Below are 16,724 nucleotides of genomic sequence, written 5' to 3'. Positions count from 1 at the left end.
ACATTAGTTCCAAGAATCCAATTAGAAAGGGAACAATAATGTCCAAGGATTATGCAGTAACTAACCCCGCTACCAACGAAGTAGTAGAGAAGTTCGACACCTTTACCGATGAGCAGATTCAAGAGGTACTGGCTAAGTCCAACGAGGCTTTCCAGACCTGGCGCGAGACCTCCATTGAGGAGCGCGCAAAGATTGTTTCCCGCGCAGCGGAGCTGCTTAAGGAGCGCAAGGGCGAGTTAGCTCAGATTGCCGCACAGGAGATGGGTAAGTCCACCCCAGAAGGCGAGTGGGAAATTAACTTCTCCGGCGACATCCTGCAGTTCTACGCAGACAACGCCCCAGAGCACAACAAGGACCAGCCGGTTGACGTGCCAGGTGGTAAGGCCACCCTCCGTCGCCTGCCAATTGGTACCTTGCTGGGTATTATGCCGTGGAACTACCCCTTCTACCAGGTTGCCCGCTTCGCTGGCCCGAACCTGATGAACGGCAACTGCATTATCTTGAAGCACGCCGAAATTACCCCGAAGTCTGCTGCAGCCATCGAGGAAATCTTCCGCGAGGCTGGTCTGCCAGAGGGCGTATACATTAACGCTTACGCAAACCACGAGCAGATTGAAGAGATTATCGCGGACAAGCGTGTCCAGGGTGTATCCCTGACCGGTTCTGAGCGCGCTGGTGCCGCTGTGGCTGAGATCGCCGGCCGCAACCTGAAGAAGGTTGTGCTGGAGCTTGGCAGCACCGACCCCTACATCATCCTGGACGCGGCCGATATCACCAAGGCTGCCGAGGACGCTTGGGTCAAGCGCATCGAGAACGTCGGCCAGGCTTGCACCTCCAACAAGCGCATCATCGTCATGGAAGACATCTACGATGAGTTCGTTGATGAAATGGTCCGCATTGCTGAGGGCATGAAGCAGGCTGACCCAACCCAGCCGGGTGAGAACCAGTACTACCCAATGTCCTCCCGCGAAGCAGCAGAGAACTTGGACAAGCAGGTCAAGAACGCTGTGGACAACGGCGCTAAGGTCCGCACCGGCGGCAATCTGCACGAGACCGCTGCGTACTACGAGCCGACCGTGCTTACCGATGTCCCCGTTGGTTCCGACTCCTACTACGAAGAGTTCTTCGGCCCAGTAGCAGAGATCTACAAGGTTTCCTCCGAGAAGGAAGCCGTAGAGCTGGCCAACAACTCCAACTACGGCCTGGGCGGTGCCGTCTTCTCCGATGACACCGAGCGCGCCACCAAGGTTGCTGACCAGATCGAGACCGGCATGATTCACGTCAACCTAGGCCAGTACTTCTCCCCAGTACTGCCATTCGGTGGCGTCAAGAACTCCGGATTCGGCCGCGAGCTCTCCGTCTTCGCGCTGGACGAGTTCGTGAACAAGCAGTACCTCTACATCAACGACTAATTACTCGTTGAGGCTCGCTCAGCGCTCCCTGCGCCTGCAGTGAGCGCATAGAGTGCAGTAGGGAAGGGGCCTAGCCTTGATGGGCTAGGCCCCTTTTCCTGTCCCCGTTGTGCTTAACCCGCATCTTCCGCAACCCTCTGAACTCAAGCTGTGTGGCGCATGCGAAAAATCCCGCTCAGCGCGATGCTGGGCGGGATGTACTGTGCTCCTCCAACCGGGCTCGAACAAGTTACAGTGATAAGCCAACAAGAGGTGGTGAGGCGTCGTGTCGACTAGTGCAGGAATTACTACCGATGCTCCCGTTGGTCGGGTGCTGACGATTTTGTCTGATATTGATAGGGTGCGTGAACTCGCTTATGACAATGATCGGGACTGCTACCGATTCGTTATGGATGGCGGGGCTTCGGCTACGTTGTCCGAAGAACTAAAAATCTTCGACGATGAAATCGAGACTTGTTTCGCCATTTATGAGTCAGAGGATTTAAGTGCACAGCGTTTTTTGTTTGATGTTCTTTCTAGCTTGTTGAACTTTCGGGTAACCATGTTCGCACCTGATTCTGATGAAGTGGTGGCGGAGTCAAACGGCTACTAACGAAAAGCCTCCGCTAATCTAATCTGAATCTTTTGGGATTGCCCGCAAATCGTGGACACGTAGTGGAGCTACCTAGTGGTTAGGCGGCTATTTCTTTTCTGCTGGTGGTTGGGCCTGACTCCCGACGTGTCCACTTTCTGGGGGTCAGGCCTCTTAGGCCGCACCCGATTACCAGCACCCCGCAATCCGCAGGGCGTGCCCATCGACAGGCCCGAAATGCCGAGCCGCCACCGGCAAAACGATCATGCAATTCCACGACATGCACGACAGGAAACCGCCCTAAACCACCCGAAACTGCCCAGTATACGAAAATGATGAAACCCCCTCCCACCGGCGTTTTGCAGGTAAAAGGGGGCTAAGAAAGCTCCTCCAACTGGGCTCGAACCAGTGACCCTTCGATTAACAGTCGAATGCTCTGCCAACTGAGCTATGGAGGAATATCCATGTTGTACTTCGAACGTGCCGTTCTTTGTGCAACGAGAATTAACTATATAGGCTAACGTCGTTTTCACACAAATCGCCTGGTTAGCCGAAAAATTTAGGGGTGTAGGACGTGAGGTGTGGGAGGGGCATCGGAAAGCGCATGGCCTGTGTATTCCTGTTTGGGAGGCGCCGCCTGAAGCCTGGTCGAGCTGGCTAATTTTCTCTTTTCCTGAACACCGTTCAATACGTCCGGTACCCTCAGATTATGACTTATTTCTCAGTGCGAATGCGGTCTCATTCCGCAGGCCAGCACATTTCGGGAGCAGAGCGAATTGTCAGGGAACACGAGGTTCCGGCGGTCTGCGCAGCGTTATCCGAGCGTGCTTTGGCGCACCCGAAGGGAATGGCGGAAAATACCTTCATCACCGTGGAGGCTTTGGCCGAGTCCGATATTCTGCACGTCCCTTCCGTAGACGTCAGAGAAGAGGCGGTGCAAGCGCCTTCGCAAGCTAGGGACGTCATCGAGGAACTATTGCGCCCCATGACCGCTTATTCTCAGGTAGTCATTGAATGGACGTTTACCGCTAGGAATATGCGCGGTGCGATGCTCATTGCGGCGGATACAGGTAAGCGCTGCGAGCCAGACGCACAGCGCGGCGTCCGCGTGAGCCACATGGACGCGCACAAGGCTCAAGACGCGGATTTCAAAGGCAAGGACGCTGCCCGTGAAGCCATTGTTTTGGCGAGCAAGGTAGCAGCGCATCCCGATGTCTTAGCAGAAGTCTGTGTGTCTGATGATCCGGCGTATACCACCGGGTATGTCTGCATAGATGGCACGTATCACCGCCTTCCGCGCATTAAAGAGCCTGGATCGGATGAGGGAGCGCGGGCGTTCATCATCAAACCAGGAGCCGACATCGAAGCGTTGATAGATTATCTGGAAAACCGCGCCGTACTCGTGGATTTTGAGGCAGAACAGTGAACGAGAGCCTAGAGAAAGTCGCATCTGCGCGCCTGGATAAGTGGCGAGAAGACGGCCTGTGGCGCAGCCCTTCGGTCTTTGGAAGTGGGCAAGTGCCGGAAAGCTCCTTGCGGACGGCCACCGGGAAGACAGCCCAAGACGCGGTGCTCTTTAGCTCGTCGAATTACCTAGGCCTGGCAGAGCATCCGGAGATTAAAAGCGCCGTAAAGGAAAGCGTTGATAACTACGGCGCCGGTTCAGGCGGATCGCGGTTGACCACCGGGACGTCTGAATTACACGTTGCGGTAGAAGCCGCTGCGGCCCAGCTGACTGGGTATCCAGACTCGGTATTTTTTGCCACCGGGTACCAAGCCAATCTATCGACGTTGCAGGCGTTAGCGTCGCCCGAGCTCACCATTATTTCTGATGCGCGCAACCACGCCAGCATCATCGATGGCTGCCGGCTCGCAAAGGCGAGTGGTGCCTGTCTCGTCGTCACGGCGCACCGCGATACCCGGGCTGTGGAAGATGCCTTGGCTACTAGGACCACCAAGTATGCCTTAGTTGTTACCGATGGCCTCTTTTCTATGGACGGTGTGCTCGCGCCCTTGCCTGAGCTATCGCGATTGGCGCGTGATTACGGCGCCTGGCTTATGGTCGATGATGCTCACTCGTTTGGCACCGTCGGCGAGCGCGGCCTTGGCCTCCCAGAATTCTTTGACGTTCAGCCAGATATCCAGGTTATTACTGCTAGCAAGGCGCTTGGTGCTGAAGGCGGGCTCGTGGCAACCAGTAAGCCGGTTGCCCAGCTCTTGCGGCAACAAGCCCGGTCCTTCGTGTTTTCGACCTCGCCCACGCCAGCCACCTCAGCCGCGGTGCTTGCGGCGTTAAAACTCATTGAGTCTGATCCCAGCCTGGTTAGCCAACTGCAAGACAATATTTCTTATTGGCATCACACACGGGGGACTACGCCACAGCAAGGTCCTATTATTCCCGTGCATGTGGGCGATGAGGCGGCTGCGATGAGCGCTAGCGCTGCACTGCTAGGGCATGGATTTATCGTCCCGGCAATCCGGTGGCCAACTGTTGCGCGAGGCGCCGCAATACTCCGCGTCACCCTCATGGCAACCCATACACGCGCGCAGATCGATGCTCTCTGTACAGAACTTGAACAGCTGGGTTTATAAGCAAGACGCTCGGTGAGTGCGTTCAGAGAGTGGGGCTCTCGTCGCATACACTGGCAGGCGTTATGAGCAGCTTTATCATTGATTATTCGTGGCTCCACGAGCTGGTGCTGTACGGGCGTGACGCTGAGCTGTCCGCTGCAATTACCGGCAACTGGGACATTATTGAAGCCGTATGGGACTTGGAGGAAAAGCACGCTATAGAAGAGGACTCCAGTTTCTTTGGCGGTGATAATTGGACTGCGCGCTTTGTCTCCGGCCTCGATGATGGCGGCCCCTTGGACGTGGGGCTATTGGACGAAGAAGATACTTCAGTGATGCTCGAGCTCTCCGTTACCGGTGACGATGAAGAGACAATGGAGCACGCGCTTATCGATGCCACCGAGACCATCACCTGGCACTTCTCCGACTGGGGCTTTGAGGACATCGAGTGGACTGCGATGCCTTGAGAAATGGAGACGCCGCCGCAAGGTTTTACTAGCTGAGGGCTCAACAGGTATTTTTACTCGCGTTCGTCTTGCTGCTGCGGAGAAAGAAGAATACGGTAACAACTAGCAGAGGTTCTAGTTCGAAAGCTTAGAACCTAGCGTTGAAACGTAGATTGAATTGCGTCATTTGCATGCGCGAACGGAATCCGCTCCTGTTCGATGCGTAGCTTACCCTCGGTGAAGAGGAGGCGGTAGGCACGCTGCTCTTCGGTGGTGAGGTGGCTAAGCATGGCGGAGCCATCACCAGGATCGGGGACCGCGAGGTGGCGGAACGCGGTGACGGTGGTGGTATCCATAAGGAGAGACTTCGTGTGGGGAAAGTGGGCGCGCACGCCGTTGAGGATGCTGAAGCCGGCGGCGTCGAGATCGCCCCAGTAGGTGATTTCGGCATCGTGGAGCCAGGCAAGGGCGTGAAGTTGGCGGGCGGCATTGCCGGAACCGAGGATGGCGATGGTGGGTGGGGCGGCATCGGAAAGCAGGGGCAGGGCTAGGAAGGTCTGCTTGTTTTCTACGATGAGAACGCGCGGGGGAGAGGCGGGAAAGAGCTGTGCCGCCTGGGAAAGGGGAACCTCGATATCGGACAGCGCTGGGGCGTGGTTGAGGTAGCGCAGGCGCAGGCGGGCATCGGTGCGGCGTAGCCCCAAATCCATGATGCCGAAGGGCGAAAGCAGGGCGAGCAGCAGGCGGCGGTGGGTGCCTATCCACTTGCCATCCACACCTTCGACAGGAACGGCGCGCTCCCACTCGCCGGAATTCGGATGGGCGCGCAGCCAGGTCAAGCACGGTGCTAAGCAGCGCAGATCGTACGCAGTTAAGTCTTTCCACTGGGCATAGGTGCGGTACACGGCGTCGGCGAATGCAGGGGAGTCGGGGAAGATCGCGGCGATGTCGTGTGCGCGCTGTTGCGCGCGGGAGTATTCGGCGCTGAGGCCTGCGGCCGCGGCGATGCGGGGCGCACCGATAAGGACCGCGCGGGTGGGAACGGAATTGGTTCCCAGGCCCGTGCGGGACCAATTGCGCTGTTCGTAGTGGATCTCTTCTTGGTGTGGCCAGCGCTGCCAGGCGCGGATGAACTCCTGGGTGGCGGCGACATCGCGCGCGGCGGTGGCGGCAGTAGGCGGGTGCAGCGGCCAATCGATGCTCAGCGAATCCGGGGAGGCCAGTGCCTCAGCAAAGTGGTTGCGCAGGTATTTTGCCGCATGGGTGTGCAGGTCACTAGGCATCCGCATCGGTGGACTCCGGGGATTCCTGGGGATAGGAGGTGGCATCGATAAGCGAATAACCCGTACGCGCCTGCGGGCGGCCCTGGATAATGGGCTCGTCGTAATTGACCACGATGGTGCCATCCACGTACGGCGATAGCGTCTGGATGAGTTTGAATGGCGTTGCCAAAATCATGTGGAAACCAAAGGACGCAAACACGGACATGGCGGTGCGCGTAAAGGCTGGGTCGGCGCGGTCGAAGGCCTCATCCAAAATGATGGAACCGTAGGTGGGAACGTCCTGGTCTGGTTCCGCCAGGCGGAAGCGCAGCGCCGCAGCCAAGCAGAAGAACACCAGCTTTTGGGCCTGGCCGCCGGAAAGAGAGGCGGAATCCTGATACGTATTGGCGGTCGTGCCATCGGGGTAGCACTCGCGGCCGATGAAGCTGACATGCTTGCGGGTATCCAGAACCAGGTTGCGCCACCGAATGTCCTCCGGCTCAGACGAACCCAAGCGGCTGAGAATCTTATCCAGGGCGTGGTAGCGCGCTACCGCAGCTTCGGGCTCATCGGCGCTAATCTCCGCCAGGCTATGGGACGTTGCGGCATCGAGATCGCGCTGGAAGTCTTGCACCACCTGGCCCCGGGCATCCTTCACATCAATGCGCAGGGTGCGGTCCCCATTGAAGGGCGTGCGCTCCAGTGACTTATTAATAAACTCCATGCGCTGTTCGATATCGCTACGGGCATGGCGAAGGGAAGAGGCGAGGTGCGATAGGTTTTGCACCGTCGTGCCATTGAGCAGCTCCAAGAACTGAGCGCGAAAATCCGCCAAGCGGTCTGCGCGCAGGAATTTCAGCTTCTCCATGCCCTCGCCGGCGAAGCTGGCCTGTGGCTCCAAATCCGCCGCTTCCGCCGGCCACTGCGATAGGTACTTGTGCAGGACGGAGACAATCTTGGCATTCGTCTCCTCGATGCGGCGCGCGGCCCTACGCGCGGTTTCTTGCAGGCTGGCCTGCACTTCATCGCGCCGGGCATCGATGTCATCGATGGTGAGTTTTCTTCTGCCCTTGTGCAGGGCCTCTTCGACCGCCTTGGCGATGCCCTGATCCGCCACCGTGGGCACCGTTCCGATGCTCTGGCGCCGCTGGGTGGAGCGGTTCAGCTCGCCCTCCACGTTGCCGAGGTGTTTTTGTGCTTGGTTCAGTTGGGCGCGGGCGGCGGTGAGCTTTTCCTTTGCCTGCTCGTGTGCTGTGGCTAAGGCCTGCGCCTCCGGGGAGGAAGCCAAAGAATCATACTGTTCTTGCAAATCGCGTTTGCGCGCCTCAGCGGAAGCGGTATCAATATCCTGGAATTTAGTCTCCAGTACGCGCTGCGCTTTATCTCGCTGCGTGCGCAGGATATCCATCTTCCGGTTGAGCTCATGGACCTGTTTGGCCATGGCGCGAGCAGTGGCCTTCGCTTCCTCCAATTGGGCACGCAGGAGCTCAATCTTGGCGGTATTGGTAGAACCTACTCGGTACCACCGCGTGCCATTAAAGCGCGTGCGATCATCTTTAATAAAGCGCGTCGAGCCATCCTTGTCCTTGGGTCGGCTTTCCAAGCCATCGCGCGTGACGGCTGGGGTCTTGGTTACCTGCTCGAGGGCGGCCACCGAGTTGACGCATTCGTAGTTAAAACGGCTCGAAATATGGTGGCGCACCCACTGCGCCATGGGGTGATCCTGAAACTCCAATTTGTGGATGAGCTGCTGCGGGCTGCGCGCGGGTGCGGGTGCAGGAGCAAACTCCGGGATAGTGCGGTACTCGAGCCGGGTGCCCACATTGCGAGAATTGACCCACTGGTTAATGGCTTCCCGCGCGGATTCCGGAACAAGCAGGGTGGCGGCGAATCCGTGCAGCAGCTTTTGGATTACCGGTTCCCACTCGGCCTGCTGCGGGGCAATATCCAGCAGTTCTCCTGCAAAAGGAAGTTCCGATTCGGCATAGCCTGTATCCTGCGCGAGTTGGGTGCGCAGCTCTACGAGGGCCTTATCTATATTGGTGCGCCGCGAGCTAAATGAGTGCAGCTCACTTTCAAGGCCAGCACTTGTTGTCGCTGCATCGCGGGCGGCCACGCCGGCTTCTTGTTGCTGCTCAGTAAGCAGGGCCGAGTCAGCCTCAAAGTCCTCGATGCGCAGGCGGGCACTTGCCTGCAGCTCGGTGAAGCCCTGCGGGTTGAGCTCAAAGTGATCGGTCCACTGGTCAGCAGCAGCGGCAAGGTGGTGGAACTCCTTGGAGCGGTGCTCAATTTCCTTCTCCGCGGTTTCAATTTTGGCTTCTAGCGCGGCCAGCTCGCCAGCACTGAGCTGGGAGACGGCCACGGCGGCGCGGCGCTCGGCATCGTCAAGGTGCTCGACCTCCGCTTCTAGTGCCTCGGCCGCTGACTGCGCCTCTGCCTGCTGGGCGGTCAGCGCGCGGATGCGATAGTCCAGTTCTTCTGCCACTAAGCGGGCGCGCACCGCCGGCAGCGCCTCATTCATCGCCTCGGCCTTATGCTTATCCGCCTCCGCGGTGGTGCGCCGGGAATGCAATTGGGGCAGGGGTGCCAGCGTCTCAATCTGGGCCTTGACATCCTCGACCCGCAGGTATGCTTGGCGCAGATCCTCGAATTGCTCCACCGCTTCCTCCGCCCGCTCGAAAGTAGACGGCGTATCCAGCATATAGTCCCGGAAGAGCTGGTCCAGGCTGGATAAAGACTTGGCGGACTGCGTGCGGTGAAGCAGGATCTGGCCCTGCTCGCTCTTGATGCCCAGGCGTTTGCGAAAGCGATCCGCAAACGTGGTGTACGTCGGCGTAAACGAGGCGCCAGGCCCCTTGTACATGGCCTTAATCTTGCGGGTATCCAGGCTGCGGGTGAGTAGGGGGCTGAGCTTATCGATGTCCTCATCTCCCTGCACCACCCCATAGAGCCGTTTAATCTGGCTCACCGAATTTTCACCGCCGTTAAGGCGGAAGATGGCGATGAGGGTGTGCTGCGTGCCAGCCCCATTATCGTAGGTCAACGCCACCACCGAGTTTGTTGCGCCCTCACGCAAATACTCCGGGGCGATTTCACCCGTGCGCGCATTTTCTTGTTGCCGCCACGCCCCGCGAATATAGGAGACGAGGTTGCGCCCATTATGGCGCCCGAGGTCCTGCTGCGATGCCGCGTTAAACTTGAGGTCCTTCTGCGGCACCAATACCGCCGACATCGCATCAAGCAGCGTGGACTTGCCCGAACCGGATCCACCGGTGATGAGGAAGCCCTTGCGGGCTACCGGGATGGAAAAGTAGCCGTGAAAGGTACCCCAGTTAATGAGCTGGATACGGCTGATGCGGAATTGGCCTGGATACAGGTTAGTCATCGGAAGCATCCTCCTGGTCGCCCTCGGCTTCTGCGAGGCGGGCGTATTCGTCTCGGATGGCGGTGACCGTGGCGGCATCGAAAAGCTGGCGCAAGACGGGTGATACCTCGTAACGCCCTTCTGTCTCGGTGGCGCTCAACAGCGAATATTCATTGCGGATGCGTTTAATCGCCGCATTGAAGCGGTTATTGAACCCAGCCTCATCGCGGTTATCAACCGCGCGGACGTAGCCGATGCCCTCCCGGAGATCTTCTACATCTACAATCACCCGTTCACCCGGCAGCGCTAAACCAAGTTCCTGGCGCAGGTTCAGCAGGATGGCGGTATCGATGTGCTTGAGCTTATCCGTGCGCAGCACCTGCGGAATGGGCAGCGTTTCCTCTTCTACCATCCGGGTAAAGGCAAAACCTTCTCCTTCATCGACCACCAGCTCGAGGAATACCTCATGCAGGCGGGCGCGCAGGTTGTCTTCGTCCGAGATGATGGCGGACCATAAGACAGGTTCCTTGTGCGCACGCACCAGCGGGCCTTTCAAAAGCTGTACCAAGGCGCGGCGCGAGTTATAGGTCAGCGATCCTTTATCGTTTTCCCAGAGCGGGGGCTCATGCGCGGAATCGACACGGTGGTTATCAGTAGCGGTCACTACAACTCCTCAACGGTGGTGCTATCGAAATACATAGTAGGGATATACGCCGCGCGAATGGTCCCATCTTCCTCGGTCCAGGTGACCTTCTCGTGCGCATCATGCAGCGCCGGTAGCGGGTGCTGGTCCGCAATATGTACCAATCCGACGACGCTGGCCAGGCCCTGCGTGGGCGGGTACGCCTGCAATACTTGGCCAATCGTGCACGGACCCGCCTTGCCGACGGCCCCGCGAATCGCCCCATGCAGTTCCTCAAAATCAATCTCTGATTCGCGCACCAGCTCATACAACGCCTCCGCATTCTCCTGGCCCGGCTGGTAGGCTTCCGGTGCTTCCTCCACGACCTCGCGTCCTGGGTTGGCTAGTTGGATGCGCGAGACGGAGTGAATGGACATACCGATGCGCTGCAAGGGCGTTTCCATGCGGTGAAAGGCTTTTAGCTCCGATGCCTGTGCTGCATCAATGGCCATGCCGCGCGCTTCACGCAATAGCTCAATCATGCGCCGGTCTTCTGCGAATTGTTCTGAGGAGACATAGTTGCGCAAGCTGCGTGCCAAGCCAGTCATAGTTTGATTGACCTCGAAGCTCGTTTCTTCCATATCGCGGAAGAGATTCCGCAGCTGCCGCCGGTTTTCTGGCGCTAGCTCTTGGCCAACGTCGCTTTCTAGAACCTGCTTAATCCACTGGTCCAGCCACGCGCTGCGTTCTCTATCCATGAGGTAGGAATAGAATCCGCGGAAGCTGCGCCCCGCGTCCGATTCCGCGATGTGGTCTACACCGCTAAAGATTTCCTCGAGCACTTCGCCGCGGTAACCTTCTGGATCCAAAAGCTGTCGGCGCAATCGGTGATTGAGGGCTTCGAGTTCATGGCGCACCCTGGCGAAATCGCTTGGCACCGCCATGGCCATGTTCAGCACGTCTTGGACGCGTTCCTCGGTCTCTGCCGCAGTCAGCCTTTCGAACTGCCCTAAATGAGCCTTTTCAATTTCGCGGTCAATGCGGTCTCGCTCCGCCTCTAAGCTGGCGACGCGGCTCGAAATATCCTCATTCGTATCCCGCGCCAAGCGCTGCAGAGCCGAGCCGATAGATTCCACGCGCGATGCCGTGACCGTAGTAACCGGCGTTTCCCAACGCTCAACGGCCTCGAGCGCGGACAGCGCTTCCTCGCTCGGTTCCAAGGTTTCCCCGCGCGAACTCTTGCCAGATTTGCGGACTAGCCAACCAGCTTTTACCCAGTCATTGCAATAACTTTGCGGTGTGCGCGGCATTGAGAATTCACTGGCAAGCACCTCGAAATCGGTGACCATGAGCTCATATACTTCTGCCGCCGGCCGTGCGCGAGTGCCGCGGGGAAAATACTCAGCAATCAGCGCCAAAATCACCGGGGCATTATCGGCCGCCAGCAGCCGCACTGCGGCGGAATCATGTAATAACCGCCGCAGTGAAAGGGCGCGAGCTTCAACAGACATGATTCGATTTTGCCAGCTACGCCGGACACGTGCAGCGTAGTTTGACTCACTTATTCGAATCAGTGGATTCGCCCACGCATGGTGGCCCTTACGGGCCGAGGACTAAGAGACTGTATTAGGCCTTATTAGTCCTGCTTAGTCCTGCGCAACGGTGACGTTGACGTCAATATTGCCGCGGGTGGCATTGGAGTAGGGGCAGACCTGGTGGGCGGCATCGGCAAGCGCCTGTGCCTTGTCGTGCTCTTGGGCGGGGATAATGACCTCGAGCTCAACGGCGAGCTTGAAGCCTTCGCCCTCCTTGCCAATGGACACGCGGGCGTCCACGGAGGAATCACCCAACTCTGCCTTCTCGCTGCGGGCTACCACCTGCAGGGCGGAGTGGAAGCAAGCGGCATAACCAGCGGCGAAGAGCTGCTCCGGGTTGGCGCCGTTGCCATCGCCGCCCATTTCCTTTGGAGTGGCCATCTTGAAGTCAAGGTCCGAATTTTGCACTACGGCGCGGCCATCGCGGCCTGCCCCGGTAGCGAGTGCTTCAGTGGTGTAGAGGGTATCCATGATTACTCCTTTTCTAAAAGTGATTTTCGTACTAGCGGTGAGTACAGCCGCCGATTGTACTCAGAATTGCTAACGGCGTTTTTCGAGTTCAGCGACCTAAGAAGTGAAAGGATGCGCTGGGAAAAGGTGATACGGCTCAAGTGAGTGTCGCGGGCCTACTCAACCCGCGCCGGGGGAGTGGGCGCTCCTTCTGGTGGAAGTACCTTGGGGTAGCGCTTCGATTGGATGGATTTCCCAGCACTCTCGGCGGTACCGCCAGTGGTGGGCGCGGTGGCGCCGACTACTTCGGCTGTCTTTGCCGGAGAAGGTCGATGGGGTGCCGGATCCCAATGGGTGTCGACAAGCTTGCGCTGGCATACCCAACCCACCGCGAGGATGACCAAGCCAATCACTGCGATGAAGATACCGCTCCATGCACCGCCGGCCTGGATGGACCAGCCGAGCAGCAGGCCAAGCCAGCCAAAATCGGCGTCGCCAAAGGTGGTGTGGGCGTCGCCGAAAGATCCCAGCACGCTAAGCAGGAAGGCGGGTAGGAAAGTAATGAGCAGGCCATTGGCAAAGGAACCCAAAGCCGCTCCACGGCGACCGCCGGTGGCATTGCCGTACACGCCGGCCGCGCCACCAGTGAAAAAGTGTGGCACGAGGCCCGGCAAAATGAGGGCGACGCCAAAAGCCGGGTTGAGCCATAGCGATAGCACAGCCAAGCCGACGAGCCCGCCGGTGAAGGAGAAAATGAACCCAATAAGCACGGCATTTTGAGCGTACGGGAAGACAATCGGGGCATCGAGCGCTGGGATCGCGCCGGGAACTACCCTTGCCGCGATACCTTGGAAGGCGGGGACAAGCTCACCCAAAATGGTGCGGACACCGAAAAGAATGACAGCAACGGCCACGCCAAACTGTAGGCCCTGCGTTATGGATTGCATGAGGTAATTGCCCACATCGGTGGCGCCATCCGGGAAGGCCGTGAAAGCCTCATCGGAGCCTGCACGTGCAATAAATAATACGGCGAGTACGAGGTACATCAGTGCCATGGAAAGGGCCGTCGCCACCATCGAATCGCGCAGGAAGCGCAAGCCCTCCGGGAGTTTGAGATCCTCAGACGAAGGCGACATCTTGTCGCCCTTACCGCCTACGGCCTTGCCGACGCCACCTGCGACCAAGTATCCCGCCGTGCCAAAATGCCCAATTGCCACGGAATCATCGCCGGTAATGCGGCGGGTAAAGGGGTGGGCTATAGCGGGCAAAGACACCATCAAAATGCCAAGCAGTCCCGCACCAAAGGCAATGATGACCCACGAAGGATATCCAGTGGCAACGAGCACCATCGTCAGCAACGTGGCCATGAAAAGTACGTGGTGGCCAGTGAGGAAGACATAACTAAGCGGTGTAATACGGGCCAAGATGAGGGAGACAACAAACCCCAAAATCATGATCCAAGCGACTTGGCTGCCGAACTGGTCTTGCGCGATACCGACAATGGCTTCATTAGTCGGCACCACTCCCTGTGCACCCGTCGCGCCGGTGATCATGGCCCCCAGCGGTTCTAGCGAATCGGATACTAGGCCAGCACCGGCGCCGATAAGGAGGAAACCCAGCGTGGCTTTAATCGCGCCGCCGATGGTCTTGCCGGCGCCGCGCCCCATGGCACCTAAGCCGACGGCGGTGATGATGCCGATGAGAAAAGCAGGTACAGCGAGGATTTCGTTGACGAGAAAGTTGGCTATGGCCAGAAGAATATCCATGCGTTATTCCTTAAATGTCATAGAGCTCGCGAAGAGCCGCATCAAGTTCGGAAGTGGAAGTGAAATTTTGGATGACGTACACGGGAACGCCGACATCGCCCAGCGTGGCAGCGATTTCACCCGAGGTAAGCAAAAAATCCGCTTCGCTAGCTCGGCCCTTCGCCGAAATGGTATCTGTCGCCTCTACGTTGAGGTAGGGACCCCAGCCCCATTCATCCAAGACCTGCTCCAAGGTATTTTTGAGAAAAAGCGAGGTTCCCAGCCCGTTGCCACATACGGTTAGAATCTTTCCCTTGGATGCCACGGAGTCCTCTGCGGTTTTGTGGGTGATTCCTGAAGAGGCTGTCGCCGCGGAAGTAGTACCACTTGGAGCAGAGGAAGATGTATGAGTTGGGGTATCTGAGGTGATGACCTTCCGTAGCTGATCTTCAGTCTCCGCGCGGTCAAGGTCTTCGCGTTTAGTCGCCAAAAGCCTAGCTAGCTGTTTCATCGCTTCCACGTGCTCCGAGGAATTCTTGGCCGCGCACGCCACTACTAGATGTACGGGATCGTTGGAAGCATGGTGAAATTCCACAGGTTCTGAAAGCCGTACCCACGACAGCGAAGTTTCTTTTACCGCCTCTGAAGGGCGCGCATGGGCGAAAGCGAACCCTCGTGCGACCACGATATAGGGCCCATTGTCCTCGACAGATTGGATCATGGATTCCGTGTAATCAGAAGTTACTGTGCCAGCCTTTTCCAAAAGTCTGCCCGCCAGCCGGATTGCTTCCCTCCAGTCATTGGCAGTGCCGTGAAGATCCACAGCACCCGGCACCAGCAGAGAGTCCACTGTAGCCATTTATTTCTCCCGTCACATAGTTAGGGTTTATGAAGAAAAATCACTCCTTATTTTAAAGCGCGGGAGAAGGAAGGTAAATGGAAATGCCTACTTCTTGTCAGAAGAGTCCAGCTCAAACCTTTGCCGGCCAATTTCGCTTTGGCCAAAACTGTCTGTAGCTACAAGCTCTACTGGGGTGGCTTCATCATCGAGCTCGTAGGCGACCGCGCCAGAAGCGGTACCGTCTTTTTTAATCTTCTCGAGCAGGGAATCGGTGAGCTCTGGATCGTAAAATGAACCGACCTCCAGCTCGTTTACAGTATCGAGATTATTGTCTTGTACGGCAGTAAAGTACTGGACGAAGTCCAAGGTCGAAAGCTCTGCATCCGTCTTATTCGTAACATCATAATAAAAGACGATGAGTGGCTTCTCGCCATCCTCATTGCCCGGCTCACCGGTGGGGATTATGCGGTGATCCGTGATCTTGATCGTAGCTGCCGGCACCTCGAGGACGCTGTCCTTGAAGCTCCGGTTGGAATCTGTGCTCTTTAGAGAGTTGACGGTCGTTGGGTCGTCACTGATCTTTTTCAAAATCGCTGTAAGGGTGACGTCCTGAATAGCAACATCGAAGGATAACGTATCGCCGTCCACTTTGAAATCTTTTTCGTCAGCTGAGGCTGCCATGAGTGCAGTATCGGTTGCTACGATGTCTCGTTTCGAAGTGATCGTTTCACCAGCTGCGGCGGCTTCAGCGTCAAATGATCCTATCCAGTAGATCGAGCGATTCTTGCCATTATCAAACGTCCATTCCACAGTAATGACGCCATCAGTAATGCTGGCTTCCATCCAGCCATCTTTGGAAGCGCTGTCCTCCTGCTTCCATGTACCGATCACGGATTGGGATTGCGATTCAGCGGATTCAGCCTGCCGGCCTTGTTGTGCTGCGTCTTTGTCATCATCAGGACTCGAGCATGCTGTGAGGACAAGAGCAGACGTAAGAACGAGAGAAGGCAATAGTTTTCCCATATAAAAATTTTACCCTAAGGGGGTGGGGAGGGGTCAGAGCAGGAGAGATGAGGGAATTGGTCTTTCGCGAGCTATTGACTAATCTTTTGGGAGCGGAGTGTCGTATTTTACGACATGGCATCCGTGTGGGGCTATAGCTCAGTCGGTTAGAGCTCCGGACTCATAATCCGTCGGTCCCGGGTTCGAGCCCCGGTGGCCCCACGGTAGAAGGAGGCGTCGGCAAGCAATGCTGGCGCCTCCTTTTTAGTATTCGGTGTGCACACGCTCGGAGAAAATCGGCCTGGCGGTCAGCTCGATGCGGGTGCCGATATTTTCGTCTTCTTGGGACCTGCAATGGACGGATTTTTGATTCGTGGCCATGATGCAGTGGAGATCGTAGCTCTCACCAGAGCTCGGGTTCTTTACAGTAATGTCGCTCTGCCAGGCTGCAGTAACGGTTGGATCAGGAGTTTCGAGCCTGTATGTGGCATCCATCGCGTGCTTATAAATGTCCAGGGCAAAGGCGCAATCGGTGGCGTCGTCGGCGATGATTTGTGCGTAGTCACGAATGCCACAAATGCCGCCTACCTGCGCAGCGAGTGCGGAATCATCGTCTTTCTCCGCTTTCTGCGGCTTGGAAAGCTTGGCAGTTGCGGAAGGCGCGGAATCGGTATCGAAGTCGGCATCGGCAAGCGCACCGCTGTCTGAACTGGTGCTGTGCGGGCTGGTATCGGTGAAGTTGGGCTCGTCGTCAGCGGGGGGCGGATGAGCACCCAACCAGCAGGAGCGCTGGCAAGAGCGCGAGAATCTTTTTCATGCGGAATATCGGCAGAGATAGAAGGG

At 57.5% G+C, this 16,724-nt stretch carries 14 protein-coding genes and 2 tRNA genes; 6 read left to right on the top strand and 10 right to left on the bottom strand.

Going from position 1 to position 16,724, the window contains the following annotated elements:
• The first annotated feature begins 38 nt into the window (after window positions 1-38).
• A complete protein-coding gene (locus ACLI1T_RS08370) occupies window positions 39-1,412 on the top strand; it encodes an NAD-dependent succinate-semialdehyde dehydrogenase (protein WP_411702403.1) in 1,374 nt (457 codons plus the stop codon).
• 265 nt (window positions 1,413-1,677) lie between these two features.
• A complete protein-coding gene (locus tag ACLI1T_RS08365; RefSeq protein WP_284850028.1) occupies window positions 1,678-2,004 on the top strand; it encodes a hypothetical protein in 327 nt (108 codons plus the stop codon).
• A gap of 364 nt (window positions 2,005-2,368) precedes the next feature.
• Here the strand turns inward: ACLI1T_RS08365 and ACLI1T_RS08360 are convergent.
• Window positions 2,369-2,441 (bottom strand) — tRNA-Asn (locus ACLI1T_RS08360).
• Window positions 2,442-2,692: 251 nt separating this feature from the next.
• Here ACLI1T_RS08360 and ACLI1T_RS08355 point away from each other — a divergent pair.
• From ACLI1T_RS08355 to ACLI1T_RS08345, 3 genes are all read left to right on the top strand, one after another.
• Window positions 2,693-3,409: a 6-carboxyhexanoate--CoA ligase gene (locus ACLI1T_RS08355; RefSeq protein ID WP_411702402.1), complete on the top strand. Its 717-nt coding sequence runs from the start codon at window positions 2,693-2,695 to the stop codon at window positions 3,407-3,409.
• On the top strand, window positions 3,406-4,575 hold the full coding sequence (locus ACLI1T_RS08350) for an aminotransferase class I/II-fold pyridoxal phosphate-dependent enzyme (RefSeq protein WP_411702401.1): 1,170 nt from the start codon (window positions 3,406-3,408) through the stop codon (window positions 4,573-4,575). The genes ACLI1T_RS08355 and ACLI1T_RS08350 overlap by 4 nt, the downstream gene beginning before the upstream one ends.
• A 62-nt stretch (window positions 4,576-4,637) precedes the next feature.
• Window positions 4,638-5,021, top strand: coding sequence for a hypothetical protein (locus tag ACLI1T_RS08345; RefSeq protein WP_005278156.1), 384 nt, complete (start codon window positions 4,638-4,640; stop codon window positions 5,019-5,021).
• 134 nt (window positions 5,022-5,155) lie between these two features.
• Here ACLI1T_RS08345 and ACLI1T_RS08340 read toward each other — a convergent pair whose 3' ends face one another.
• The 8 genes from ACLI1T_RS08340 to ACLI1T_RS08305 form a co-directional block, all read right to left on the bottom strand.
• On the bottom strand, window positions 5,156-6,289 hold the full coding sequence (locus ACLI1T_RS08340; RefSeq protein WP_411702400.1) for a DUF3322 domain-containing protein: 1,134 nt from the start codon (window positions 6,287-6,289) through the stop codon (window positions 5,156-5,158).
• Complete coding sequence (locus tag ACLI1T_RS08335) at window positions 6,276-9,647, bottom strand: ATP-binding protein (protein WP_411702399.1); 3,372 nt, start codon at window positions 9,645-9,647, stop codon at window positions 6,276-6,278. The genes ACLI1T_RS08340 and ACLI1T_RS08335 overlap by 14 nt, the downstream gene beginning before the upstream one ends.
• A complete protein-coding gene (locus ACLI1T_RS08330; protein ID WP_349887934.1) occupies window positions 9,640-10,290 on the bottom strand; it encodes a DUF4194 domain-containing protein in 651 nt (216 codons plus the stop codon). Before ACLI1T_RS08330 ends, ACLI1T_RS08335 begins: the two co-directional genes overlap by 8 nt.
• Window positions 10,290-11,759, bottom strand: coding sequence for a DUF3375 domain-containing protein (locus tag ACLI1T_RS08325; RefSeq protein ID WP_411702398.1), 1,470 nt, complete (start codon window positions 11,757-11,759; stop codon window positions 10,290-10,292). The genes ACLI1T_RS08330 and ACLI1T_RS08325 overlap by 1 nt, the downstream gene beginning before the upstream one ends.
• A 135-nt stretch (window positions 11,760-11,894) precedes the next feature.
• Complete coding sequence (locus tag ACLI1T_RS08320; protein WP_411702397.1) at window positions 11,895-12,314, bottom strand: organic hydroperoxide resistance protein; 420 nt, start codon at window positions 12,312-12,314, stop codon at window positions 11,895-11,897.
• 155 nt (window positions 12,315-12,469) lie between these two features.
• Window positions 12,470-14,059: a PTS ascorbate transporter subunit IIC gene (locus ACLI1T_RS08315; protein ID WP_411702396.1), complete on the bottom strand. Its 1,590-nt coding sequence runs from the start codon at window positions 14,057-14,059 to the stop codon at window positions 12,470-12,472.
• Between the two features lie 10 nt (window positions 14,060-14,069).
• Window positions 14,070-14,897: a PTS sugar transporter subunit IIA gene (locus tag ACLI1T_RS08310; RefSeq protein ID WP_411702395.1), complete on the bottom strand. Its 828-nt coding sequence runs from the start codon at window positions 14,895-14,897 to the stop codon at window positions 14,070-14,072.
• Between the two features lie 87 nt (window positions 14,898-14,984).
• Entirely contained in the window at window positions 14,985-15,902 is a 918-nt protein-coding gene (locus ACLI1T_RS08305) for a DUF5067 domain-containing protein (protein WP_411702394.1), read from the bottom strand.
• 127 nt (window positions 15,903-16,029) lie between these two features.
• Between ACLI1T_RS08305 and ACLI1T_RS08300 the strand changes: the two genes are divergently transcribed.
• Window positions 16,030-16,103: transfer RNA gene (locus ACLI1T_RS08300), tRNA-Ile, on the top strand.
• A gap of 42 nt (window positions 16,104-16,145) precedes the next feature.
• Here the strand turns inward: ACLI1T_RS08300 and ACLI1T_RS08295 are convergent.
• On the bottom strand, window positions 16,146-16,658 hold the full coding sequence (locus ACLI1T_RS08295; RefSeq protein ID WP_411702393.1) for a hypothetical protein: 513 nt from the start codon (window positions 16,656-16,658) through the stop codon (window positions 16,146-16,148).
• Between the last annotated feature and the right edge of the window lie 66 nt (window positions 16,659-16,724).

The sequence above is a fragment of the Corynebacterium tuingiense genome (genome assembly GCF_046718165.1).
Taxonomy (GTDB): Bacteria; Actinomycetota; Actinomycetes; order Mycobacteriales; family Mycobacteriaceae; genus Corynebacterium.
This window is presented reverse-complemented; position numbering and strand designations above follow the sequence as displayed.